Source organism: Bacillus sp. KNSH39 (assembly GCF_052656585.1).
In genome coordinates, this window is the sequence record NZ_JBQXYO010000001.1 from 3,485,981 (window position 1) to 3,509,542 (window position 23,562).

Below are 23,562 nucleotides of genomic sequence, written 5' to 3' on the forward strand. Positions count from 1 at the left end.
GTATTTATATGACTGTTATCGCTAGCGTAAAAACTTGCCTTGCTAGTGTAAGGGGCGCCCAAGCAAGTTTAAGCTCCCTTTCATTAAATTCACAAGACGAAGAATCAAAACGCGTATTTCATGAATGCATGTTAGAAATGGACAGCGTCATCGCTGATTTAAAGGATAGAATTTCAGTATTAGAACGTGAAGAACCTCAATATAAAGGGTTTTAAGTAGACTGGAGGAAACGACTATGTCTCACCTGCCGGAATGGACACTTGTCATTCTTCGCTCTGTATTCATATTAATTATTTTATTCGCTATTACGAAATGGTTAGGGAAAAGACAAATCTCTCAGCTTTCCTTTTTTGAATACATAGCCGGAATGACGATTGGTGACATCGCTGCCCAAGTATCTACAGGGCTCGATTCAAAATTTTTTCACGGCGTCTTTGCGATACTCATTTTCGCTGTGGTACCTTTTTTAACAGGAATCCTCTCTTTAAAGAACAAAACAGCTCGGGACTTCTTTGAAGGGAAATCTACCGTATTAATAAAAGACGGAAAGATACTCGAAGATAACTTGAAGAAAGAAAAATATACGAGTGACGAATTACTGGAACTTCTCCGTGGAAAAAGTGCGTTCAGCGTAGCTGAAGTCGAATTTGCTGTCTTAGAACCGAGCGGAGAATTAAATGTATTATTAAAGAAAGATTCTCAGCCACTTACAGCAAAAGACATCGGTTTAAAAGTACCAAACGAGAAAGAACCACAAACTGTTATTATGGATGGAAATGTACTAGATGAACCTCTTTCAGCAAGCGGACATAACCGCGCTTGGCTACATTCAGAATTAGAAAAACTCGGTGTTGTTATTGAAAATGTCTTCCTCGGTCAAGTGGATTCATACGGACAACTTACTATCGACATTTACAATGACAAACTCCAAATGCCTTCTCCTCAAAACAAACCTTTATTATTAGCATCTTTAAAAAAATGTCATGCTGATCTTGAACTATTTTCCCTAGAAACAAAGTCGAAGTCAGCAAGCGAAATGTATAGTAAAAACGCGAAACAAATCGAAAAGATTTTAAATAAAGTAACCTATCTTTTAAAAGACTAATTATCGAAAGAACGCTTCAGTTAAAAGGCGTTCTTTTCTTTTTTCTCCAGTTTTCGTAACGTTTAAATTTATGTAATTCGGTTATGATGTTGAAGATACATAAGCAGGGAATTTCGAAAACATAGCGAATATTTCATGGTACAACTACATATTTTTTTGATTTAAAGTGGTTTCGTTTGACCTTTATTGACCATAATTGTATTATAAGACTAAGAAAGCTTTATAAGGAGGAAATAACAGATGAATTTAATTCCTACAGTAATTGAACAAACAAATCGTGGAGAACGCGCTTACGATATTTACTCTCGACTATTAAAAGACCGCATCATTATGCTTGGTAGTGCAATTGATGACAACGTAGCTAACTCAATCGTTTCCCAGCTTTTATTCTTGGAATCTCAAGATCCAGAAAAAGATATTCACATCTACATCAACAGCCCTGGTGGTTCTATCACAGCGGGTATGGCAATCTATGATACAATGCAGTTTATTAAACCACAAGTATCAACAATCTGTATCGGTATGGCTGCATCTATGGGTGCATTCTTACTTGCAGCAGGTGAAAAAGGAAAACGTTATGCACTTCCAAACAGTGAAGTAATGATTCACCAACCACTTGGTGGAGCACAAGGTCAAGCGACTGAAATCGAAATCGCTGCAAAACGTATCCTATTCTTACGTGAAAAACTAAACCAAATTCTTGCTGACCGCACTGGTCAACCACTTGAAGTACTACAACGCGACACAGACCGCGACAACTTCATGACAGCAGAAAAAGCTTTAGAATACGGTTTAATCGATAAGATCTTTACAAATCGTTAATAACTAAAAGCGGAAGCGGCTCGTTCAGAATCACAGGACGATGGAGCCCTGATTCCGAGGCGCTTTTTGCCTCGAATGAAGGGGCGAAGCGACCGGAGATTCTAGCCGCTGGAGCTGGATACATAAAAAAGCGCCCTATTACAGGGTGCTTTTTTATTATCATGCACCTCCTTCTGGATACCCACCCTGGTATTCACCTAAATATATCAACGATTTTTCAATTATATCGAACAAAACTTAAATTATATCAACGATTTTTTTAATATATCAACGGTTCGACACAACATATCGATTTACCGACAATCTCCGACAAGGACAAACCAGCTAAATACCCCTCCCCGCTAATCCGCACAAACAACAAAACAAAAAGCTATCGCATATACGCGATAGCTTCTTATTGTACATATGCAGCTAATGCTTCTAAAGCCTCTTCTGCATCTGAACCTTCTGTTGTAATTGTTATCATGCTTCCAGTTCCAATTGCTAAGCTCATAATCCCCATTATGCTCTTTGCATTTACTGTCTTTCCATCTTTCTCGATGAAGATATCTGCATGAAAGCGATTTGCCTCTTGTACAAACAACGCAGCCGGACGTGCTTGTAAACCGTTTTTTAATGAAACCTGAACTCGTTTTTGAACCACAGCTCCATTTCCCCTTTAACCTCTTATTTTTTTACTAACGTTTCCCCCGCGCGTAATTTCTCTGCGATTTCATCGATTTTACGCAAACGATGATTAATACCCGACTTACTAATCTTCCCCCCGGATACCATCTCACCTAACTCTTTCAATGTTACATCTTGATAATCTCTTCGTAATTGTGCAATCTCTTGTAATTTATCCGGCAAAATATCAAGACCAACTGTCTCATCAATATAACGAATATTTTCAATCTGTCTTAGTGCTGCACCAATTGTTTTATTTAAATTAGCTGTTTCGCAGTTCACTAAACGATTTACAGAATTACGCATATCACGTACGATTCGAATATCTTCAAATCTTAAAAGTGCATTATGAGCACCTATAATATTTAAAAACTCTGTAATTTTTTCTGCTTCTTTCAAATACGTAATGTACCCTTTTCTTCTTTCCAACGTCTTACTATTTAAATCAAATCCGTTCATCAGTTCACATATAGCATCATTATGTTCCTTATATAACGAAAAGATTTCTAAATGATAAGATGATGTTTCTGGGTTATTTACTGAACCACCTGCTAAAAATGCACCACGTAAGTACGATCGTTTACAACATTTTTTCTCAATCAATTCTTGTGATATATTTCGAATAAATGAAAAGTCATCTCGAACGATATGAAGATCAGCTAATATTTCGCGAGACTTCTCAACAAGCCGCACAATATATACATTATTTTTCTTCAAGCGCATTTTTTTACGGACAAGCAATTCTACCGTCACGTCATATCCTTTTTTCAAAAGCGTATAAATCCTTCTTGCAATTGCCGCATTTTCCGTTTGAATATCGATAGATAGACGACGGTTTGAAAAAGAAAGCGACCCGTTCATTCGAAGTAACGCTGATAATTCTGCTTTCTCACAGCATTCCTTCATCTCAAGATTCGTCAACTCTTTCTTTGTTTCTGATGCAAATGACACAGTCAACACCTCCTTATACGATTATTATGGAACAAAATTCTTGTCCTATATGAATGAGGAGCGCTACCTCAAACGAGGCAACGCATATTTATAACAATGAATATAAAATGGACGCTAACTTTAACGTATCATGCCTTACAACATGATCATCATACTTCGCTAATCCCTCTTGAATAACATCAATATTATTTTCAACAAAACGTTCTTCATCCACTACAACTGGTGTAGACATTTCTTCCTCATATGACTTGCGTAATTCACAAGGAATCTCACGGTTATTTACAATTGCAGTATTGATAAATGGTTGCCCTAAATGATCGTGTAACGCCTGCACATGATCAAAAGCAGTATATCCCATCGTTTCACCCGCTTGTGTCATAACGTTACATACATATACCTTCTTCGCCTTTGCAGCAAGAACAGCGTCTCCAATTTTGTTAACAACTAAATTGGGCAATATACTCGTATACAAACTTCCAGGACCGAAAACAAGTAAATCAGCTCGTTTAATCTCAGCCAACGTTTCATGCAATGGCTCTACATCTTCTGGAGTTAAAAAGACACGATTAATCTTCTTTCCGTAATAAGGAATCTTTGATTCACCTGTTACAATTTCCCCATCTTCAAGTTCCGCATGAAGTACCGCACTTTGATTCGCTGCTGGTAATACACGTCCTCTGACATTTAATACTTTACTTGTTTCTGTAATTGCATGGAAAAAGTCTCCTGTAATCGAGGTCATACCTGCCAACAATAGATTTCCTAACGCATGACCTTTCAGTCCGTCTCCTGTTGTGAAACGGTGCTGAAATAAAGCTTCCACCAGTGGCTCTACATCCGATAACGCAACAAGTACGTTACGGATGTCACCTGGAGGTGGAATTTCTAGCTCATCACGTAATCTACCCGAACTGCCACCATCATCAGCAATTGTAACAACTGCTGTAATATCAACAGGATATTGCTTTAATCCCCTTAATAAAACAGAGAGTCCAGTTCCGCCTCCCATGATGACAATTTTAGGCTTTCTCTCTTTTTTCATCCCTTAATGGCCCTTTCTCTTCTCCACATCACGATGAGATACATGAACACTATACTCTGGTTTCAAATGTTTCCCAAGGTATTCTGTAAGCGTAACAGAACGATGCTGTCCACCTGTACATCCAATTGCAATTACAAGTTGACTTTTGCCTTCTCTTTTATAATGAGGCAGCATGAAAGTAATCAGATCCGTCAACTTCTCTAAAAACTTATGTGTCTCATTAAATTTCAGTACATACGAAGAAACTTCTTCATCTAGTCCTGTTAATGGCTTCATGTGTGGAATGTAATATGGATTTGGTAAAAAACGAACATCAAATACTAAATCTGCATCAATTGGAATACCGTACTTAAATCCAAATGACATAACATTTACACGAAATGCTTGCTCAGTTTCTGTTGAGAACAAGTGAACAATTTTTTCACGTAATTCTTTCGGTTTTAAATCCGATGTATCAAGCACAATATTCGCTCGTGCCTTCATATCTGTTAATAAATTACGCTCTGCTTCGATTCCCTTTAACGGCAAACCAGTTGGTGCAAGTGGATGCGAACGTCTCGTTTCTTTATAACGAGTTACAAGCGTACTATCTTTCGCATCTAAAAATAAAATATGAGGAATAATCCATGTACGTTCTGATAAATCATCAAGTGCTCCCCATAAATGTTCGAAAAACTCGCGGCCACGTAAATCAATACCAAGTGCCACTTTATTCATTTTCCCTTTTGAATCCGCCATAAGCTCAATAAACTTTGGCAATAACATCGGTGGTAAATTATCCACACAAAAATATCCTAAATCTTCAAAACTTTGTAAAGCTACTGTTTTTCCAGCTCCAGACATCCCTGTAATAATTACCATTTTTATATCATTATTCTCTGTCATTGTATCCTCTCCTTGACGGTTTAACTCGGATCTAATCGATATGAAAGCAACTCAAAATCTGGGGTATATACAAATGTACCGTAGATTATGCCATTTCCTTTAATTAAATAATCAATAATGTGATAATCTCCTGGCGCCATTGCTAAATCATCAATTTTATCAAATGTATGCCAACCAATGATGCCTTCTTCGCTCTCTAGTTTGTTTTCTCCTGCAAAATCTGTCGCTAAAAAGGAGAACATCATCCATTCAGAAACAACTTTATCACCTTCTTGGATGACAAAGGTGAAGACCCCCTTTAACGCTGGGTTTTTCAAATAAATACCTGTTTCTTCACGATACTCGCGAACAACGGAATCTCTTACAGTCTCACCACGCTCCATTTTCCCGCCTGGTGCAACCCACCAATTTCGGCGAGGTTTTTGGAGTAAGAGTACTTCATTATCTCTAATTAACACACAGTTTGTCACTCTTTGCATGTTTCTTCACCTCAGCTACTTGCAGTAAAATTTCTCACTGCATACTTCTTTCATTATACTATCAAAAACAGTTTGCTACAACGAAGGAGCCAGTCCTCTTTCGCTAAGCATATGCTACTCAGCAATTTTAAAAAAGCTTTCTATAACAAGCAATGTAAATGCTTATACTTTGAATGAATAGCATAAAAAATCCCCTTAACGCTTTTTATCGCCAAGGGGATTAAAGTACTTATTTCTTACCGAAATAAGTAACAATCGCAAATCCTAAAACAAAGGTAATAATTGAACTTATAATTGAAAATCCGCCAGTCGGAATCCCAGGGAATACAATTACAATCGAACCGATTACAAGTCCAATAATTGCCGCAAATGTCATACTTTTATAACGATCTAATAAAAAACTAATGCCTTTACTACTTACAACAAATCCAACCATAACACCAGCACCGATAACCACGATTAAAGGTAAGTTAAGTGTAGTTAAAGCGTTAATTGCTGTTGGATACACACCAATAATTAATAAAATAAACGATCCACTAATTCCAGGAAGCAGCATGGCCATACTAGCCATCCATCCTGCGAAAAATAAACCAATTGCATTTAAAATTGTTAACGTCGTAATTGGATCTGCTGCCTTATCTGGTTTAAAGAAAGCTGTAATCGCAACAAGAATTGCTGCAACTATTAATAAAACGATGTGCTTACCTTTAAACGACGACTTTGCATCAGCTTCCCTCATTAACATCGGTAATATACTAATAATTAAACCGAGGAAGAAAAATTGAGTCGGTTCATAATGATTTGCAAGTAAATATTTAATAACGTGACTTAACGTTAAAAATGCCGCTGCCACACCAGCTGCAAGTGGAATTAAAAATCCTAAATGTTTTTTCCATTCACGACTAAAGAATCCACTAATTGCCGCAAGCAATTGTTCATAAATCCCTAACACAACAGCGATTGTACCGCCGCTCACACCAGGAATTAAATCACTAACGCCCATACAAAATCCACGATATATATTACGCCATTCCATACTGAATAAATTCCTCATTTCTTATAGTGATTTTTTCCGTAAAGTCCAGTATATCAATAAGAAAGCTTATAATCCTTATATTTTTTGACAAAACTTTGACATTTTCACACAAAAAAAGAAGAAAGCTCCTGTCGGTAGCTTTCTTCTCACAAGGTATATTATCCCTTATTTTTCTGATACAGTTTTTAATTCCTCTAATAATTCTTCTACGTAATGTTGTGCACTTTGCGCTGCAATACTACCGTCACCTGTTGCAGTTACAATTTGACGAAGCATTTTTTCACGAACATCACCAGCTGCGAAAATACCAGGAATTTTCGTTTCCATACGCTCGTTCGTTTCAAGGTAACCATTTTCATTTGTAATACCTAGTTCAACAAATGGTTTTGATAAAGGTAACATACCGATGTATACGAATACGCCGTCAGTTTTGACTTCTTTCTCTTCTCCACTATTTACGTCCACAAGTGTTACACTTCCTACTTTACCACTTGCTTCGTTGATTTCTTTTATCGTGTGGTTCCAAATGAAATCTACTTTTTCGTTTTGGAAAGCACGGTCTTGTAAAATTTTCTGTGCACGAAGCGTGTCACGACGGTGAACGATCGTTACTTTTGATGCGAAGCGCGTTAAGAACACACCCTCTTCAACAGCAGAATCTCCGCCGCCAATTACGATAAGTTCTTTTCCTTTAAAGAATGCTCCGTCACATACTGCACAATATGATACACCGCGGCCGCCAAGTTCTGTTTCACCCGGTACACCAATTTTTTTATACTCTGCACCGCTTGCAACGATAATTGCACGTGCTTTATATTCTTTTTTACCAGCAATAATTGTTTTGTATTCCTTACCATCGATGACTTCTTTCACATCACCGTATGCATATTCAGCACCAAATTTCTTCGCATGCTCGAACATTTTATTTGATAAATCTGGTCCTAAAATAGACTCATAACCTGGGTAGTTTTCTACATCTTCCGTGTTTGCCATTTGGCCACCTGGAATACCACGCTCAAGCATTAATGTGCTTAAATTTGCACGAGATGTATATACTGCAGCTGTCATACCAGCTGGTCCTGCACCAATAATAACGACATCATAAATTTTTTCTTCTGACACACTATTCACTCCTATCCATTCCTACACAATTAAGTTACCCTCATTATACTGTTAGCATCATTTTTTTCCCAATGATTTGCTTATCTTATGTGTACGTACGCTTAACAGCTTGCACATACTTTCGGACAGTCGCTACAGATACATTATATACATCTCCAAGCTCCGACTGTGTCATTTTATTTCCTTGTTCGCCGCGTACAATGTATTCAATCGCAGCTGACCAGCCGTACACATTTGTAAATATGTCTCCAGATGTATATAAACGTATGAACGTACAAAACCAAAAGTGTAAACACTCTTCAATTAATTCATCATCTTTTTTCGTATAATTGTATAATGCATCCGCGATTCTCGCGCACTGCTCAAATTGCTGTAAATCAGCTGGAATACTCTTATGACTATTAAGTAAAAAGAAGTACTTTGCAAGTTGTGATACGATGGGAACACCGTTCTTCGCTTGCGTTATATCAAAGAAGAATCCCACCTTCTCCGGCGTTGACAATTCATTCATTAAATATAAAGCTAGCATTTGTTCTTCTAGCGTCGCACTTTGCTGAAATGATTTTCGTAATTCTTCAAATAACACGTTTTGTCCTTCATCTGCTAAATTCAGCGCATTCCACGGTTCTTTTCCCTTTTTATCAGGATGCAATTCCACGACATATTGCCACATTTTTTCAGCTAGTTGCTGATCTTTCACCATATAAGCAGAATATGCAAACCAATAATAAAAACTAACGTCTCCCTCATATCCTTGACGCTTTAATAGTTTGAACCATTTATATGCATGCTCGAAATAACCAATTGTTGCAAGTGTAGTTCCCAGTTTCAAACGATGTTCAAATGAAATTGGATATACTGAAACTAGCTGTCCTGCTAATGCTTCTACTTGTTTATGCTCTCCAATTGAATATAGAAAAATAAGTGTATTACAAAGCGCATGTATATTACCAGGATTTTTCTCTAAAATCATTTCTGTTAACTTCAGCGCTTTGTCTACATTACCCGATTGAAAATGTGCAATGGCTAAATTATTATGACCTGACCAAAATTCCGGATAATCTTTCGTAACAATTTCTAATGTAGCAATTGCTTCTTCTAATTGTCCATTACGAATATAACGATTCGCTTCTTCCTGCATAACAATTAAATCATCTTCATCTTCAATCTCTTCCGCACCCATTGCTTCTTCTTCCATAATCTCTAGAAGTTCTAATGTATCTTCTACGAATTCCTTCTCTTTTGCAACTTCTAAATAGCGATCCGCATATTTCTTCGCCTGTTGAAATAACCCCATATATGCATAATTATTTGCAATAAAATAATAGCACTGTTCAAGTTCAGGATTAGATCTAACTAACTTTAAGAAGGTTTGATTCGACTCTTGATATTCACCAGCCTCAGATAATACTGTTGCTAATTGACATAAAATAAACGGCTCCTTCTCACTTTGTGCCGCTCTTCGAAAATATTTAATTGCATCTTGCAATTTTTGTCCTTTGTAAGCTCTCATCCCTTTTTTATAAAAGAAGTCCGCTAATTGATTAAAAGAGATAACTTGTCCGTTCTCCTTATATATCCTTTGATTTTTCCCCATATATCCTCCAGTTTTTTGTTTTCTTCGTTCACACATTCTTCTATCTATAAGTATAAACGATTCCGTAAAAAACAAAACAGTATATTATACTCAATTATTTCCTTTTTATTCATAAAAAAAGAGGAGAAATGTTACATTTTCACCATGAACCTTCTCTGGCGGTCATTTGCTCTTTCGTATAAATAATACGCATTGGATTTCCACCTACGAAAGCACCGCTCGGTACATCTCTATGAACAAGTGTGCCAGCTGAGACAGTCGCACCGTCTCCAATTTTCACACCTGGTAATATTGTTACATTCGCTCCAATCATCACTTCATTTCCAATAACGATTTCCCCAAGTCGATATTCACGAATTAAATATTCATGTGCTAAAAGCGTTGTGTTATAGCCAATAATCGAATTCTCTCCCACAGTTATCTTTTCTGGGAACATAATATCCGGCATTACCATAAGCGCAAATGATGTTTTCTTTCCTACTTTCATCCGTAAAAAAGTGCGGTACAACCAATTCTTCACAGATAAAAATGGCGTGTAACGTGCAATTTGGATAATAATAAAGTTTTTCATTACCTTCCAAAAAGACACTGTTTTATACACATTCCATAATGAATTTTCTCCTGAAACAGGATAGCGCGTTGTCCGTCGCACTTAGCTCGCTCCTCTACTAACTTACTTGGACCTTTATGAACGGTTCATATTAGACAAAATCGGTAGCAAATCACTCATTTTATCTAGCATAAAGTCCGGCTTGTAAGCCTCTAAATACGCTCTACCTTTCAACGTCCATGAAACCGCAGCTGTTTTCGTCCCCGCATTTTGACCACCGACAATATCATGATGATTATCCCCAACCATCAATGCTTCTTCTGGTTTTGCATCTAATAATTCAAGCGCTTTTTGAAGTGGCTCTGGATGTGGTTTCACATGCTCTACATCATCAATTGTCACGACAACATCAAAAAATTCATCAAGCTTTGACAACTGCAATCCCATCTCAACGGTTTGTCTTGCTTTCGTTGTAACAATACCAACTTTATAACCTTGCTTCTTCAACTCTCGAACTGTTTCATATACAGTTTCATATTCTTCTACTAATTCATCATGATGATCATGGTTAAATTCGCGATAACTTGTAATCATCTCTTCAACCTTACTTTCATCAATCTTACTGAAAGTATCATGTAAAGATGGACCGATAAATGGCAATACATCTTCACGCTTATATTGATTTGGATAATATGTATTTAAAGTATGTAAAAAAGAAGAAATAATAAGTTCGTTTGTATTAATTAAAGTTCCATCTAAATCAAATAAAACTGTATTTATTCTCATCGCCTTAGTCCTTTCGCCTTCCTGAATATGAAAGAAGCAGCATCTTATAATAAGATGCTACTTGTCTCTAATTTTCTAAATATCTTTTATCAGCTTGCCCCATTTTTCGTCTCACAATAATGAAAATAATAGAAATAACAACAAGTCCAATTGACATTACTTGTGCAATACGAAGTGGTCCTAGCATTAAACTATCTGTACGTAAGCCTTCTACGAAGAAGCGTCCTACTGAATACCAAATTAAATATGTGAAGAATAATTCCCCGCGACGTAAATTCACTTTTCTTAATGCAAGTAGTAAAATTACGCCTGCAAAATTCCATAATGATTCATATAAAAACGTCGGATGATAGTACACACCCTCAATATACATTTGATTAATAATAAAATCCGGTAAATGAAGACCTTCTAAAAACTGTCTCGTTACTTCATCACCATGCGCCTCTTGGTTCATAAAGTTTCCCCATCGGCCAATTGCTTGTCCTAGTAAAATACTTGGTGCAGCAATATCAGCCAACTTCCAGAAAGAAAGTCCGCGTCGTTTCGCAAAAAGAACACCTGTAATAACAGCCCCGATTAAACCACCATGAATCGCCAAACCACCTTGACGAATATTAATAATTTGACTCGGATTTTGTGCGTAATATTCCCATTCAAAAATAACATAGTACATTCTCGCAAAAAGAATAGCGATCGGTACTGCAATTAATACAAGGTCAACAAATGTATCTTTTGGAATACCTAGCCTTTCTCCCTCGCGAGTTGCCAGCCAAAGACCTAATAGCACACCTGTACCGATAATAATCCCGTACCAATACACAGGAAACGGCCCAAGTTGGATAGCTACACGGTCAAGCTGTGGTACAGAAGCTAACAGCATATGTATATGACCTCCCTCTCCAAAGTTTACTCCTGATTTCCTAACTCAATTGCACTCATTAATCGTTCAGAGAACTGCTGTGCTGCATTGACTCCCATACGTTTTAAACGGAAGTTCATCGCTGCTACTTCAATAATAACAGCCAAGTTTCGACCAGGACGAACTGGAAGTGTAATCTTCGTAAGCTCTGTATCAATAATTTTCATCTTCTCTTCATCAAGACCTAAGCGATCGTAATTTTTCTTTTGATCCCAAATTTCAAGATTAATAACAAGTGTAATACGCTTATAATTTCGTACTGCCCCTGCACCGAATAACGTCATAACGTTAATAATACCTAGACCACGAATTTCTAATAAATGCTCGATTAAATCTGGTGAGCTTCCGACTAACATGTCTTCATCTTCTTGACGAATTTCTACACTATCATCCGCAACAAGACGGTGACCACGCTTTACAAGCTCAAGAGCTGTCTCACTTTTACCAACACCACTTTGACCTGTAATTAAAACACCAACACCGTAAATATCTACTAACACACCATGAACAGCAGTTGTTGGTGCTAACTTACCTTCTAAATAGTTTGTTAAACGACTTGATAATCTAGTTGTCGTTTGAGAAGAACGTAATAAAGGCATACCTGATTCACGTGATGCTTGTAATAACTCATCTGGTACATCTTGATTACGAGTTACAATAATACATGGCGTCTCCTCAGTACAAAGCGCTTTCATTCTCTCTTGTTTTTGCTCTGACGTTAACGTGTCAAAGAACGTAAGCTCCGTCTTTCCAAGAAGCTGCACACGATCTGCTGGATAATATGTAAAAAATCCTGCCATTTCAATTCCAGGTCGTGATAAATCACTTGTATCAATCGGACGATGAATGCCTTCTTCACCACTGATTAACTCCAATTGAAATTGTTCAATTAAATCTTTTGTCCTTACTTTCGGCATATGTATAAACCTCCACTCCGCTGCGGGTTCAGTCTCGTTTGATGTAAAATTCCATTCTATCGGATATTGTACCATTTTTTTCTGGAAACAAGAAATACGGTTTCTAATAAATAGAAAAAAACATTTCATACGAATAATGAAATGTTTTTCTTTTTGTCACTTTCTCTTTTTTTCATATAGAGGTTCAACAATTGCCTTTTCAATTATCATATTAAAAATTGAAATACAAATTGCCGCAACAATCGCTACACCAAATCCTGATATATTAAAAGCATCTCCTAATAATGAATCTGCTATTTTTAACGTAATCGCATTAATAACAATTAAGAAGAAGCCGAAAGTTACAACAGTAATTGGTAGCGTAATTAAAATTAAAAATGGCTTTACGAACACATTTAAAACCGCCAATATAATACTCGCAATAATTGCAGTTTGTATATTTGCTACGTAAAATGCATCTGGTGCAATCCCTTTTAAAAGTCCCGATACAGCGATTAACACAACGCTATTTACAAGAAGTGATACAATCCATCTCATTTCGTTACACATCCTTTTAAACATATATATTTCATCATACGCTAATAGATAATAAACGCAAGTATGATACAAACACTTATATCAACTTATTCTATCTTTCATGCTTGTATACCTACTAACATGCTTACCAGTTTTTCCTCGTAAAATAAAAACCGAGCGTCATTTCCACTCGGTTTTCATCAATAAACTTATTGCGATAACTCTACTTCTTTTATTTTCTCTTTCATTCTTGCTTTATCACGATTTAAAATCTCTTTTAAATACTTACCTGTGTATGAGCGTTCTTCTTTCACTACTTGCTCTGGCGTTCCTGAAGCAACGATTTGTCCACCTTTATCTCCGCCCTCTGGTCCAAGGTCAACGATATAATCAGCTGTTTTAATTACATCTAAATTATGTTCAATTACAAGTACCGTCTCACCGCTCTCAACAAGACGTTGCAGCACTTCTAGAAGACGTGCAATATCATGCGCATGCAAACCAGTCGTTGGCTCATCTAAAATGTATAACGTACGACCTGTAGAACGACGGTGTAATTCAGAAGCTAATTTCACACGCTGTGCTTCCCCACCAGATAACGTTGTTGCTGGTTGACCTAATTTCATATAACCAAGCCCAACATCTACAAGCGTTTGAAGTTTACGCTTAATTTTAGGAATATTGGCGAAGAATTCTACTCCATCTTCAATTGTCATCCCTAACACTTCAGAAATATTCTTATCTTTATATTTCACTTCTAACGTTTCACGATTATATCGTTTACCGTGACAAACTTCACACGGAACATACACATCTGGTAGGAAATGCATTTCAATTTTAATAATTCCATCACCACGGCACGCTTCACAACGGCCACCTTTTACGTTAAAGCTGAAACGTCCTTTTTGATATCCGCGCACTTTCGCTTCATTCGTTTGGGCAAACACATCACGAATATCATCGAATACACCTGTATACGTTGCTGGATTTGAACGTGGTGTACGTCCGATTGGCGATTGATCAATATCGATTACTTTATCTAAATGCTCAAGACCTTTAATCTCTTTATGAGTACCTGGCTTTGCTTTCGCTTTATATAACTTTTGTGCTAACGATTTATATAATACTTCATTAATCATCGTACTTTTACCAGAACCAGATACACCCGTTACCGCTACAAACGTACCAAGCGGGAATGACATTTTCGCGTTCTTTAAATTATTCTCTTTTGCACCGACAATCTCTACTTTACGTCCATCACCTTTACGTCTTTCAAGTGGAACTGGAATAAACTCTTTACCACTTAAATACTTCCCTGTTAATGAATTCTCATCTTGCATAACTTCAGCCGGTGTCCCCGCTGAAACGACCTGTCCACCGTGAATACCTGCACCAGGCCCTATATCAAGTAAATAGTCAGCAGCCATCATCGTATCTTCATCATGCTCAACAACGATTAATGTATTACCTAAATCGCGCATTTCTTGCAATGTACGAATAAGACGATCGTTATCGCGCTGGTGTAAACCAATTGAAGGCTCATCAAGAATATAAAGTACGCCAGTTAGACGAGAACCAATTTGCGTCGCTAAGCGAATACGCTGCGCCTCACCACCTGATAACGTACCAGCCGCACGACTTAACGTTAAATAATCTAAACCAACGTTCACTAAGAACCCAACGCGCTCCTGAATTTCTCTTAAAATTAAATGAGCTATTTTTTGTTGCTTCTCCGTTAGCTCTACATTCGAGAAGAATTCTTGTACTTCTTGAACTGAATACTTCGTTACGTCAGCAATCGTTTTATTGCCAACAAATACAGCTAAACTCTCAGGCTTTAAGCGTCCACCTTTACACTTTGGACAAGCTTGTTCTGCCATATACTTTTCCATTTGCTCACGAATGTAATCGGAACTCGTTTCACGATAACGACGTTCAATGTTTGGAATAACACCTTCAAATAAAATCTCATTTTCCTTTACTTGACCAAATTCATTTACATAGCGGAAATAAACTTTCTCTTCCCCGCTTCCGTACAACACTTTATCAAATAAATCTTTCGGTATATTTTTTACAGGCACATCCATATCAACGCCGTAATGATTACATACAGATTGTAAAAGTTGTGGGTAATATTGTGAACTTGTTGGTTCCCAAGGCGCAATCGCATGTTCATTTAATGATAAATCCCAGTTAGGAATAACAAGCTCTAAATCTACCTCTAGCTTTGAACCAAGTCCATCACAAGAAGGACATGCTCCGAACGGACTATTGAATGAGAACATACGCGGCTCTAATTCTCCAATTGAAAAACCACAATGCGGACAAGCGTGATGTTCGCTAAACAGAAGTTCCTCTTCTCCCATTACATCGATTAACACTCGTCCCCCGCCAAGCTTTAATGCACTTTCAAGTGAATCAGCAAGACGGCTTGCGATTCCTTCTTTTACAACAATACGGTCAATTACAACTTCAATGGAATGCTTCTTGTTTTTATCTAACGCAATATCTTCAGATACATCAAGCATTTCACCGTCAACGCGAACACGAACATATCCTTGCTTCTTAATATCTTCAAGTACTTTTACATGCGCACCTTTACGCCCAGAAACGATAGGCGCTAACACTTGTAATTTCGTACGTTCAGGATATTCAAGAACGCGGTCTACCATCTGCTCTACTGTTTGTGACGTAATTTCAATGCCATGATTCGGACAAATTGGCGTACCAATTCGTGCAAATAATAAACGTAAGTAATCATAAATCTCCGTTACCGTTCCGACAGTTGAACGTGGGTTACGACTCGTCGTTTTTTGATCGATTGAAATTGCTGGTGACAATCCTTCAATCGTGTCCACATCCGGCTTATCCATTTGTCCTAAAAACTGGCGCGCATACGCAGATAACGATTCTACGTATCTGCGCTGCCCTTCTGCATAAATCGTATCAAATGCTAATGATGATTTCCCCGAACCAGACAATCCCGTTACAACGACAAGCTGATTTCTCGGAATGGTTACATCAATATTTTTTAAGTTATGTGCTCTAGCACCTTTTACAACGATAAAATCCTTGCTCTTACTCACTTTTTTCACCCTTCCGCTTTTAATTCTAATAGTAAATCTCTTAGTTCAGCTGCACGCTCGAAGTCTAACGCTTTTGCTGCTTCTTTCATCTCTGCTTCCATCTTCGCAATTGTCTTTTCGCGCTCTTTTTTCGTCATTTTCTTAGCAGGAGTTGCTTCGTATGTTTCTGTCTCTTCAGCAGCTGTCGTTGCACGGATAACATCACGAACGCCTTTTTGAATCGTTTTCGGCGTAATACCATGCTCTTCATTGTAAGCTTCTTGTATACTACGACGACGCTTCGTTTCTTCAATCGCAATTCCCATAGATTTCGTTATACGATCTGCATACATAATAACGCGGCCGTTTTCATTACGCGCGGCACGACCGATTGTTTGAATTAATGAACGTTCTGAACGTAAGAACCCTTCCTTATCAGCATCTAAAATCGCTACAAGTGATACTTCTGGAATATCTAATCCTTCTCGCAATAAGTTAATACCGACCAGTACATCAAATTTACCGAGGCGAAGATCGCGGATAATTTCAATACGTTCTAACGTTTTAATTTCAGAGTGAAGATAGTTAACTTTAATTCCTACATCTTTTAAGTAGTCCGTTAAATCCTCTGACATTTTCTTCGTTAAAGTCGTAATTAATACACGTTCATTTTTTGCAATACGATCTTGAATCTCTCCTAATAAATCGTCAATTTGCCCTTCAATTGGTCGTATATCAATTGGTGGATCTAAAAGCCCTGTTGGACGAATAATTTGTTCTATTACTTCTGGCGACTGCTCTAACTCATACGGTCCTGGCGTTGCTGAAACATAAATAACTTGATTCGTTTTCTCTTCAAACTCATCGAATGTGAGCGGTCTATTATCTAAAGCTGACGGCAGACGGAATCCATGATCCACAAGCACTTGCTTACGCGCTTGGTCCCCGTTATACATCGCTCTTACTTGCGGTACTGATACGTGCGATTCATCCATAACGATTAAGAAATCTTTCGGGAAATAGTCTAATAGCGTATACGGCGTTGCCCCCGCTGGACGAAGTGTTAAATGACGGGAGTAGTTTTCAATACCTGAACAAAATCCCATCTCGCGCATCATTTCTAAATCATAACGTGTACGCTGTTCTATACGCTGCGCTTCTAACAACTTGCCGTTATCATTTAATTCCTTTAAACGCTCTTCTAATTCTTTTTCGATATTTTCAATAGCGACCTTCATCTTTTCTTCACGTGTAACGAAGTGAGATGCTGGGAAGATTGCTACATGATCACGTTCTGCTAATACTTCACCTGTTAACGCATTTACTTCACGAATACGATCGATTTCATCACCGAAAAATTCGATTCGAATACAATGCTCATCAAGTGATGCCGGGAAGATTTCAACTACATCTCCTCGCACACGGAATGTACCACGCTTGAAATCAATATCATTACGTCCATACTGTACATCAACAAGTTCACGAAGCAATTGATTACGGTCTTTTTCCATACCAACTCGAAGCGAAACAACTAGCTCGCGGTATTCTTCTGGAGAACCTAAGCCATATATACACGAAACACTCGCAACAATAATTACATCGTCCCGTTCAAATAATGCAGACGTTGCCGAGTGACGCAATTTATCAATTTCATCATTAATCTGCGCATCTTTTTCAATAAACGTATCTGTTTGTGGTACATACGCTTCTGGCTGATAATAATCGTAGTAACTAACAAAATATTCAACTGCATTATTCGGGAAAAAGTCTTTCAACTCACTATATAACTGCCCTGCTAACGTTTTATTATGAGCCATAACAAGTGTTGGCTTTTGCACTTCTTTAATGACATTTGAAATCGTAAATGTCTTACCCGTTCCTGTTGCTCCAAGCAACACTTGCTTTTTCTTTCCACTATTAATTCCCTCTACAAGCTTCTCTATAGCTACCGGCTGATCACCTTGCGGGGAATACGCTGAGACAATTTCAAATTGACGTTCCAAGAAAATCCGACCTCCTCATAAAAATCTGTATTATTATTTTACCACGAATACCTATAAAAAACCTAAAAAAACGAACAGATATTCGGTAAAGTTTTCGACAATATACACATAGAAAAAGGAAGGAGTAAATACTTCCTTCCTCTACTAACTCTATTTTTTTGATACATATAATAAGTCATATCCATTGCGTCCATCTTCATTCATACAATCCGTTAACCGATAAGTACTTTCTGATTCGCGCTGCTCTTTAACAATACTTTTACAACTATCTTTATGTAATCCTTTATGGTCACCAGCAAACTTGTCTTGTCTACTATCTAACACATAAAGGATATCTTTCCCACTATGCTCTAACGTTTGAAAAACCGGGTCACCTTCATCGGTATACTGTACAATTCTTATTTTATCAACTTCCCCTTGATCAACGTTCATAACGAACTGTTCGAATTTATCTAGATTGGAAGTTCCTACTCCCTTTACAATGACATCATTCTTCTTATCAATTGTAGTGCTAGATGGTGAACATGCTACTAAACTAAAGAGAAATAGACATATACAGCTGATTCTTTTTTCTATTGTCATCCTCTCCTATAAAAATTATTTGTATACCAGAAAAGCTACTTTCAACTATGAAAGTAGCTTTTCTTTTCCTTTCTCCTTCTTCGGAAAAATCACATATGAAAATGAAATTGCTGTATCAACTAAAAATACAATCGCCCACACTTGGCTCACGCGACTTGCAGCTTTATTTAAAACGATTCCCGATTCTAACCAATTACCCCATTGTTCAAATGGAATAAATCCATACGCGAAGAAAAAGAATATGTGCACACCAACGAATAAAACAAGATGTAATACCCAATTTTTTATTTCCTGCTTTGCATAGGCCATGCCTGTTAATTCTACCTGTTCTTCAATAATAGGCGCCGGTTCATTACGCCATTTCGCAACTGATTTTTGTGCAAATATATCAAGCTTCTTCAAATCCTTTTTCCCGTAGAAAACTGCATACAATAAAATAATTACAGTAATAATTTGAAAGTTAGAGAACTTTCCTGTTTGATAATAGTCCACTACTCCTAAAGTTAAAATAAACACTTCATTTACGAGGAGTACAATTCCCATAATAAAACTCGCCTTTTTCAAACGGAATCCGTAGCGAAGTAAAAAGAAACCGATAGCTGATAACCAAAATACAATTTCTGCCCCAATTAAAAAATACCAACGATATTCTGCGAGTATGCTCATTTATCCTTCTCCCTTTCATCATAAATACGAAAAGCCTCATCCATATACACTAAAAGTTCTTCTTCAATTGGATACATGCTCATTTTCTGTGAATCTTCCTTCGATTTTCTAACTTCCCATAACTTATCTAAAAACGCTTCATCACCATTGGCCATTTCTAAACACTTCTGCATTAATCTCTTCATTGCCCCTTGTACCTCATCACTAGCAGCTTCTTTACCGTCTTTCATAAAAGTGCGTAATTGCTTTAATAAATCTACCCATTCTAAAACATTCGGATCTTCCTTACTCATGTTTGGTAAATTATGAAGCAATTTTTGTTCTTCCTTTGAAAATACTTCATTTTGAAATATTTCACGTATACGAGGAGACTGCTTCGAAAGCTGAATCAGTTCAAACATAACTTTCCAATCGAGTTCTCCCTCCACATCTACCGAATAAACAACTGCTTGTAAAACACTCTCCATTCGATTAAATTTCTTTTGTTCTTCCTGTACAAACCGAAGTTGTTTTTCAAGCGAATTTTTTAAATCCAGCTCACCTTTTACTAACATATTCGCAGTTTCTTTTAATGAAAATCCCATTTCTTTTAAAAATAAAATTTGTTGCAAACGAATAACGTCACTTTCACTATATAACCGATGTCCACCCTCTGTTTTTCCGCTCGGCTTTAATAAATCTATTTGATCATAATAACGTAGTGTACGTACTGTAACCCCTGTTTCTCTCGTCAATTCTTGTATTGAAATCACTACCATCACCTCTTCCCTTTCATTATAAAAGATGACGTTACGTAACTTTCAAGCTTTTTGTAAAAAAAATACAAAAAGCTGTTTATACAAAATGTATAAACAGCTTTTATGGAAATAACCCCTTTTGTATGGCGCGCCCACAAAATAAAATAAGTGCTCCAACAACAACACTCGTTGCCGTTTTATGATAATGGGCTAATAATAATAAATAATACGATAAACCTACAGTACCAATCATAATACAAATACTCGGCACTGGATTACGAGAAAAGTTTTGCATTCCCCAAAGAAGCGAAAATATAGCTGTAGCGACACATAACACCGGTAATCCCATCCCAGTTCCCCTTTTTCTATCTATTATTCCTTGTTGCTAACACACTCGTTGATGCGATACTAATTAATAAATCAAAACCAATCCTTATATATTTAAACGTTTACTCTAATTGAAATCTCTCAAGCTTATCATTTATTTTCTTTCTCCTTACTCCAGCGTAAAGATTTCCTCCACCTTCACCCCAAAATATTTGGCAATTTTTAAAGATAACTCTAGACTCGGATTGTAATGATGATTTTCAATCGCCACTATCGTCTGCCGCGTCACCTGCATCGCCTTTGCCATTTCAACTTGTGTTATATGATTTTGCTTTCTTAACTCTTTTATTTTATTTTTCACACCCATAGGATCCACCTTCAAAAGTAAAGATATCTTTACTTAAATTATAAATATTTTCCAGTTATAAGTAAAGATATCTTTACAAATTTTAGAAAAATGTTTCATTGAACATCTACTCTAACAAAGTACAAGAGTAATTCAATTTATATCAGCGACTTTCTAAATATATCAGCGCAACTTGAAATATATCGGCGATTTCCCAAATATATCAGCGCAACTCCATTTATATCGGCGATTTTCCAAATATATCGACATCCGTAGCGCTACTATAAACATAAGAAAAAGCTGTCCCCAAGCACCTTCGGGAACAGCTTTCTCCTCTACTACATAAATCCTAACGCATATACAAGAACGTATCCAAGAACCGATAAGCAAACCGAGCCAATCAGCCCCGCCACAAATGCTTTACTTCCTAATTTACGGAACGTTTTAAACTCTACATTTAAACCGAGCCCTGCCATCGCCATTGCGATAAGCATGTAAGCAAGAACAACAATGTATCCCGCAACAACTTCTGGAATAATCCCGAGCGAATGCACTGCACTCATCGCTAAGAACCCGAAGATGAACCATGGAATTGGAAGGTCGCGCCATGATCTTTTTTCCTCGCTACCTTCACTCTTACCAAACCATAATCCGATTAAAATCGCTACTGGTACAAGCATTGCAACGCGCGTTAGTTTCACGATAACTGCGATATCTACAGCCGTGCTTCCTCCTGGCGCCGCAGCCGCAATTACGTGAGCAATTTCATGCAGTGTCGCCCCTGAGAACACTCCATATCCGTATGGAGATAAACCAAGCACTGGATATAATAACGTATAAATAAGCGTAAATATTGTACCTAAAATCGCGATGATCGCTGCTCCAACTGCTGTTTCGTCATCTTTTGCTTTCACTTGCGGTGCAATTGCCACGACCGCGGCCGCGCCGCAAATTGCTGTACCGCATGCTGTTAAAATCCCAAGTTTCTTTTCTACTTTAAATACTTTCGTTAGTCCGTATACAACAAAAATAGTAAATGTAATAACAACCGCCGCGATGACCAATACTTTCGGCCCCGCCTTCGCAATATCAACAAGATTTAATCGCATTCCAAGTAAGATGATCCCAAAGCGCAGTAACTTCTTACTCGCAAAGTTCGTTCCTGCAATCGCATCATGAGGAACTCCAATTGCAGCGCGCCAAACCATCCCAATTAGAATAGCAATTACTAATTGTCCCATAATATTTAAAAATGGAAGCTCCGCTAAATATTTCGCGGCAATTGCGATTAATAATGTAATCCCAATTCCTTGCGAAAATCCAAAGCCCTTCTTCTTTTGTATAACAAGTGTTTGTTCCACCTTGTACCACCCCAATAATCGTATTGGAACATGCATGTTCTTTCTACTTACATTATAAGAGAGTTTCTATAATAAGTTTAATACCAATACCGAATCTCTATCATCAGAAATACTTATGATAAGATGATAGAAAAGAAAGGAGCCCATTATATGAACGTAGACATTTTAAAAATTTTTGTTACTGTCGTTGAACAGAAACACTTCTCCCGTGCAGCAGAATTATTAAACCTTTCACAGCCCGGAGTAAGTATGCATATACGCAACTTAGAAAACGAATTTGGCACTACACTTATTCAACGCTCCCCGAAGCATGTCCAAGTTACGGAAGCTGGAAACATATTATATATACATGCAAAGCAAATGCTCTCTCTTTACGAAGATGCTAAGCAAGAAATTAATGAACTACATAACGTTGTAACAGGAACACTTCGCATCGGTGCTAGTTTTACAATTGGTGAATACTTACTTCCAAAAATACTCGCTAACTATGCGAATGAAAATCCACGCGTCGAAGTGCATACCTTTATCTCAAATACAGAAGAAGTTTTGCAAAGTCTTCGCTCTAATCAAATTGATATCGGCTTAGTGGAAGGGCAAGTCGTATACGCTGATGTTAACGTTGAAACATTTATGCAAGATGAAATGAAGCTCGTCGTTCCGCCAAATCATCCACTACTCCGCACAAAGGAAATAAATGAAAGCACACTCCAAGATCAAGTATGGGTACTAAGAGAAAGTGGTTCTGGTACACGCGCTTATAGTGACCGCTTTATTCATCAACACCATTTAAAAATGAAACGATTCTTTACATTCAGTAGTATCCAAAGCGTAAAGGAAGCTGTTAGTGCCGGGCTTGGCATCGCTATCCTTTCTGATTGGACTGTACGGAAAGAGCTATTAGCAAAAGAACTATTCCACGTCGAAGTTCCAAATGAACAACTAATCCGTCCGTTTTCCATCGTACGCGGTAAATATTTCATTCTATCTAAAGCCATTCAAGTGTTCTTAAATCATGTAGATTCTTTTGCGAAAAAACAGAGTTGACCCTCACATTAGTGTGAAGGTTTACAATACATGTAGAA

Annotated in this window: 25 protein-coding genes; 4 read left to right on the forward strand and 21 right to left on the reverse strand. The window is 37.4% G+C overall.

All coding sequences use genetic code 11. The features are described from left to right. Nucleotides 1-8: 8 nt before the first annotated feature. The 3 genes from ACUL40_RS17920 (at nucleotide 9) to clpP (ending at nucleotide 1,927) form a co-directional block, all read left to right on the forward strand. Nucleotides 9-215: a DUF1657 domain-containing protein gene (locus tag ACUL40_RS17920; RefSeq protein WP_000215909.1), complete on the forward strand. Its 207-nt coding sequence runs from the start codon at nucleotides 9-11 to the stop codon at nucleotides 213-215. Between the two features lie 20 nt (nucleotides 216-235). Next, nucleotides 236-1,105 carry a DUF421 domain-containing protein gene (locus ACUL40_RS17925; protein WP_000018924.1) on the forward strand — a complete coding sequence of 290 codons (870 nt, stop codon included), beginning with the start codon at nucleotides 236-238 and terminating at the stop codon, nucleotides 1,103-1,105. A 240-nt stretch (nucleotides 1,106-1,345) separates the two neighbouring features. Next, nucleotides 1,346-1,927 carry an ATP-dependent Clp endopeptidase proteolytic subunit ClpP gene (clpP, locus tag ACUL40_RS17930; RefSeq protein WP_001049162.1) on the forward strand — a complete coding sequence of 194 codons (582 nt, stop codon included), beginning with the start codon at nucleotides 1,346-1,348 and terminating at the stop codon, nucleotides 1,925-1,927. Between the two features lie 394 nt (nucleotides 1,928-2,321). Here clpP and ACUL40_RS17935 read toward each other — a convergent pair whose 3' ends face one another. The 21 genes from ACUL40_RS17935 to ACUL40_RS18035 all read right to left on the reverse strand — a co-directional run bounded on the left by ACUL40_RS17935 (nucleotide 2,322) and on the right by ACUL40_RS18035 (nucleotide 22,480). Further along, complete coding sequence (locus tag ACUL40_RS17935; RefSeq protein ID WP_000250307.1) at nucleotides 2,322-2,570, reverse strand: HPr family phosphocarrier protein; 249 nt, start codon at nucleotides 2,568-2,570, stop codon at nucleotides 2,322-2,324. Nucleotides 2,571-2,593: 23 nt separating this feature from the next. Beyond that, entirely contained in the window at nucleotides 2,594-3,544 is a 951-nt protein-coding gene (gene whiA, locus ACUL40_RS17940; protein ID WP_000006558.1) for a DNA-binding protein WhiA, read from the reverse strand. Nucleotides 3,545-3,632: 88 nt separating this feature from the next. Then, nucleotides 3,633-4,586 (reverse strand): gluconeogenesis factor YvcK family protein, encoded by a 954-nt coding sequence (locus ACUL40_RS17945; RefSeq protein WP_000712188.1) that lies wholly within the window; start codon nucleotides 4,584-4,586, stop codon nucleotides 3,633-3,635. Nucleotides 4,587-4,589: 3 nt separating this feature from the next. Then, on the reverse strand, nucleotides 4,590-5,471 hold the full coding sequence (gene rapZ, locus ACUL40_RS17950; protein WP_000138459.1) for an RNase adapter RapZ: 882 nt from the start codon (nucleotides 5,469-5,471) through the stop codon (nucleotides 4,590-4,592). Between the two features lie 20 nt (nucleotides 5,472-5,491). Next, nucleotides 5,492-5,950 (reverse strand): NUDIX hydrolase, encoded by a 459-nt coding sequence (locus ACUL40_RS17955; RefSeq protein WP_001190080.1) that lies wholly within the window; start codon nucleotides 5,948-5,950, stop codon nucleotides 5,492-5,494. 229 nt (nucleotides 5,951-6,179) lie between these two features. After that, complete coding sequence (locus ACUL40_RS17960; protein WP_000455197.1) at nucleotides 6,180-6,986, reverse strand: DUF368 domain-containing protein; 807 nt, start codon at nucleotides 6,984-6,986, stop codon at nucleotides 6,180-6,182. A gap of 165 nt (nucleotides 6,987-7,151) precedes the next feature. After that, nucleotides 7,152-8,108, reverse strand: coding sequence for a thioredoxin-disulfide reductase (gene trxB / locus ACUL40_RS17965; RefSeq protein WP_001288078.1), 957 nt, complete (start codon nucleotides 8,106-8,108; stop codon nucleotides 7,152-7,154). An 85-nt stretch (nucleotides 8,109-8,193) separates the two neighbouring features. Further along, a complete protein-coding gene (locus ACUL40_RS17970; RefSeq protein WP_445422794.1) occupies nucleotides 8,194-9,705 on the reverse strand; it encodes a tetratricopeptide repeat protein in 1,512 nt (503 codons plus the stop codon). 139 nt (nucleotides 9,706-9,844) lie between these two features. Continuing rightward, on the reverse strand, nucleotides 9,845-10,357 hold the full coding sequence (locus ACUL40_RS17975; protein ID WP_001255070.1) for an acyltransferase: 513 nt from the start codon (nucleotides 10,355-10,357) through the stop codon (nucleotides 9,845-9,847). 33 nt (nucleotides 10,358-10,390) lie between these two features. Beyond that, complete coding sequence (ppaX, locus tag ACUL40_RS17980; RefSeq protein ID WP_001222403.1) at nucleotides 10,391-11,041, reverse strand: pyrophosphatase PpaX; 651 nt, start codon at nucleotides 11,039-11,041, stop codon at nucleotides 10,391-10,393. Nucleotides 11,042-11,108: 67 nt separating this feature from the next. Continuing rightward, a complete protein-coding gene (gene lgt, locus ACUL40_RS17985) occupies nucleotides 11,109-11,921 on the reverse strand; it encodes a prolipoprotein diacylglyceryl transferase (RefSeq protein WP_000922849.1) in 813 nt (270 codons plus the stop codon). Nucleotides 11,922-11,947: 26 nt separating this feature from the next. Beyond that, on the reverse strand, nucleotides 11,948-12,877 hold the full coding sequence (gene hprK, locus ACUL40_RS17990; protein ID WP_001127250.1) for an HPr(Ser) kinase/phosphatase: 930 nt from the start codon (nucleotides 12,875-12,877) through the stop codon (nucleotides 11,948-11,950). 156 nt (nucleotides 12,878-13,033) lie between these two features. Next, on the reverse strand, nucleotides 13,034-13,414 hold the full coding sequence (locus tag ACUL40_RS17995; protein ID WP_001267308.1) for a phage holin family protein: 381 nt from the start codon (nucleotides 13,412-13,414) through the stop codon (nucleotides 13,034-13,036). 188 nt (nucleotides 13,415-13,602) lie between these two features. Further along, the gene (uvrA, locus tag ACUL40_RS18000) at nucleotides 13,603-16,479 is read right to left on the reverse strand and encodes an excinuclease ABC subunit UvrA (RefSeq protein ID WP_000045572.1); all 2,877 of its coding nucleotides are present in this window, start codon (nucleotides 16,477-16,479) and stop codon (nucleotides 13,603-13,605) included. A 5-nt stretch (nucleotides 16,480-16,484) separates the two neighbouring features. After that, nucleotides 16,485-18,461, reverse strand: a complete 1,977-nt coding sequence (gene uvrB / locus ACUL40_RS18005) for an excinuclease ABC subunit B (RefSeq protein WP_000441059.1) — start codon at nucleotides 18,459-18,461, stop codon at nucleotides 16,485-16,487. Between the two features lie 150 nt (nucleotides 18,462-18,611). Next, nucleotides 18,612-19,043, reverse strand: a complete 432-nt coding sequence (locus tag ACUL40_RS18010; RefSeq protein WP_050229123.1) for a DUF4362 domain-containing protein — start codon at nucleotides 19,041-19,043, stop codon at nucleotides 18,612-18,614. Nucleotides 19,044-19,088: 45 nt separating this feature from the next. Further along, the gene (locus ACUL40_RS18015) at nucleotides 19,089-19,709 is read right to left on the reverse strand and encodes a hypothetical protein (protein ID WP_000025211.1); all 621 of its coding nucleotides are present in this window, start codon (nucleotides 19,707-19,709) and stop codon (nucleotides 19,089-19,091) included. After that, complete coding sequence (locus tag ACUL40_RS18020; RefSeq protein WP_031312723.1) at nucleotides 19,706-20,467, reverse strand: MerR family transcriptional regulator; 762 nt, start codon at nucleotides 20,465-20,467, stop codon at nucleotides 19,706-19,708. Before ACUL40_RS18020 ends, ACUL40_RS18015 begins: the two co-directional genes overlap by 4 nt. A 100-nt stretch (nucleotides 20,468-20,567) precedes the next feature. Next, entirely contained in the window at nucleotides 20,568-20,795 is a 228-nt protein-coding gene (locus tag ACUL40_RS18025; protein ID WP_000524139.1) for a hypothetical protein, read from the reverse strand. Between the two features lie 147 nt (nucleotides 20,796-20,942). After that, nucleotides 20,943-21,140 carry a helix-turn-helix transcriptional regulator gene (locus ACUL40_RS18030; RefSeq protein ID WP_000538364.1) on the reverse strand — a complete coding sequence of 66 codons (198 nt, stop codon included), beginning with the start codon at nucleotides 21,138-21,140 and terminating at the stop codon, nucleotides 20,943-20,945. Between the two features lie 317 nt (nucleotides 21,141-21,457). Beyond that, a complete protein-coding gene (locus ACUL40_RS18035) occupies nucleotides 21,458-22,480 on the reverse strand; it encodes a YeiH family protein (protein ID WP_050279521.1) in 1,023 nt (340 codons plus the stop codon). A 150-nt stretch (nucleotides 22,481-22,630) separates the two neighbouring features. Here ACUL40_RS18035 and ACUL40_RS18040 point away from each other — a divergent pair, with 150 nt between their 5' ends. Further along, nucleotides 22,631-23,524 (forward strand): LysR family transcriptional regulator, encoded by an 894-nt coding sequence (locus tag ACUL40_RS18040; RefSeq protein WP_050279520.1) that lies wholly within the window; start codon nucleotides 22,631-22,633, stop codon nucleotides 23,522-23,524. The last annotated feature ends 38 nt before the right edge of the window (nucleotides 23,525-23,562 follow it).

Excerpts from the sequence above, each read along its gene's own strand:
- ACUL40_RS17920 (WP_000215909.1), top strand. The coding sequence starts at position 9 with ATGACTGTTATCGCTAGCGTAAAAACTTGCCTTGCTAGTGTAAGGGGC.
- ACUL40_RS17925 (WP_000018924.1), top strand. The coding sequence starts at position 236 with ATGTCTCACCTGCCGGAATGGACACTTGTCATTCTTCGCTCTGTATTC.
- clpP (WP_001049162.1), top strand. The coding sequence starts at position 1,346 with ATGAATTTAATTCCTACAGTAATTGAACAAACAAATCGTGGAGAACGC.
- ACUL40_RS17945 (WP_000712188.1), bottom strand. The coding sequence starts at position 4,586 with ATGAAAAAAGAGAGAAAGCCTAAAATTGTCATCATGGGAGGCGGAACT.
- rapZ (WP_000138459.1), bottom strand. The coding sequence starts at position 5,471 with ATGACAGAGAATAATGATATAAAAATGGTAATTATTACAGGGATGTCT.
- ACUL40_RS17955 (WP_001190080.1), bottom strand. The coding sequence starts at position 5,950 with ATGCAAAGAGTGACAAACTGTGTGTTAATTAGAGATAATGAAGTACTC.
- ACUL40_RS17960 (WP_000455197.1), bottom strand. The coding sequence starts at position 6,986 with ATGGAATGGCGTAATATATATCGTGGATTTTGTATGGGCGTTAGTGAT.
- ACUL40_RS17970 (WP_445422794.1), bottom strand. The coding sequence starts at position 9,705 with ATGGGGAAAAATCAAAGGATATATAAGGAGAACGGACAAGTTATCTCT.
- ppaX (WP_001222403.1), bottom strand. The coding sequence starts at position 11,041 with ATGAGAATAAATACAGTTTTATTTGATTTAGATGGAACTTTAATTAAT.
- lgt (WP_000922849.1), bottom strand. The coding sequence starts at position 11,921 with ATGCTGTTAGCTTCTGTACCACAGCTTGACCGTGTAGCTATCCAACTT.
- hprK (WP_001127250.1), bottom strand. The coding sequence starts at position 12,877 with ATGCCGAAAGTAAGGACAAAAGATTTAATTGAACAATTTCAATTGGAG.
- ACUL40_RS17995 (WP_001267308.1), bottom strand. The coding sequence starts at position 13,414 with ATGAGATGGATTGTATCACTTCTTGTAAATAGCGTTGTGTTAATCGCT.
- ACUL40_RS18010 (WP_050229123.1), bottom strand. The coding sequence starts at position 19,043 with ATGACAATAGAAAAAAGAATCAGCTGTATATGTCTATTTCTCTTTAGT.
- ACUL40_RS18015 (WP_000025211.1), bottom strand. The coding sequence starts at position 19,709 with ATGAGCATACTCGCAGAATATCGTTGGTATTTTTTAATTGGGGCAGAA.
- ACUL40_RS18020 (WP_031312723.1), bottom strand. The coding sequence starts at position 20,467 with ATGGTAGTGATTTCAATACAAGAATTGACGAGAGAAACAGGGGTTACA.
- ACUL40_RS18025 (WP_000524139.1), bottom strand. The coding sequence starts at position 20,795 with ATGGGATTACCGGTGTTATGTGTCGCTACAGCTATATTTTCGCTTCTT.
- ACUL40_RS18030 (WP_000538364.1), bottom strand. The coding sequence starts at position 21,140 with ATGGGTGTGAAAAATAAAATAAAAGAGTTAAGAAAGCAAAATCATATA.
- ACUL40_RS18040 (WP_050279520.1), top strand. The coding sequence starts at position 22,631 with ATGAACGTAGACATTTTAAAAATTTTTGTTACTGTCGTTGAACAGAAA.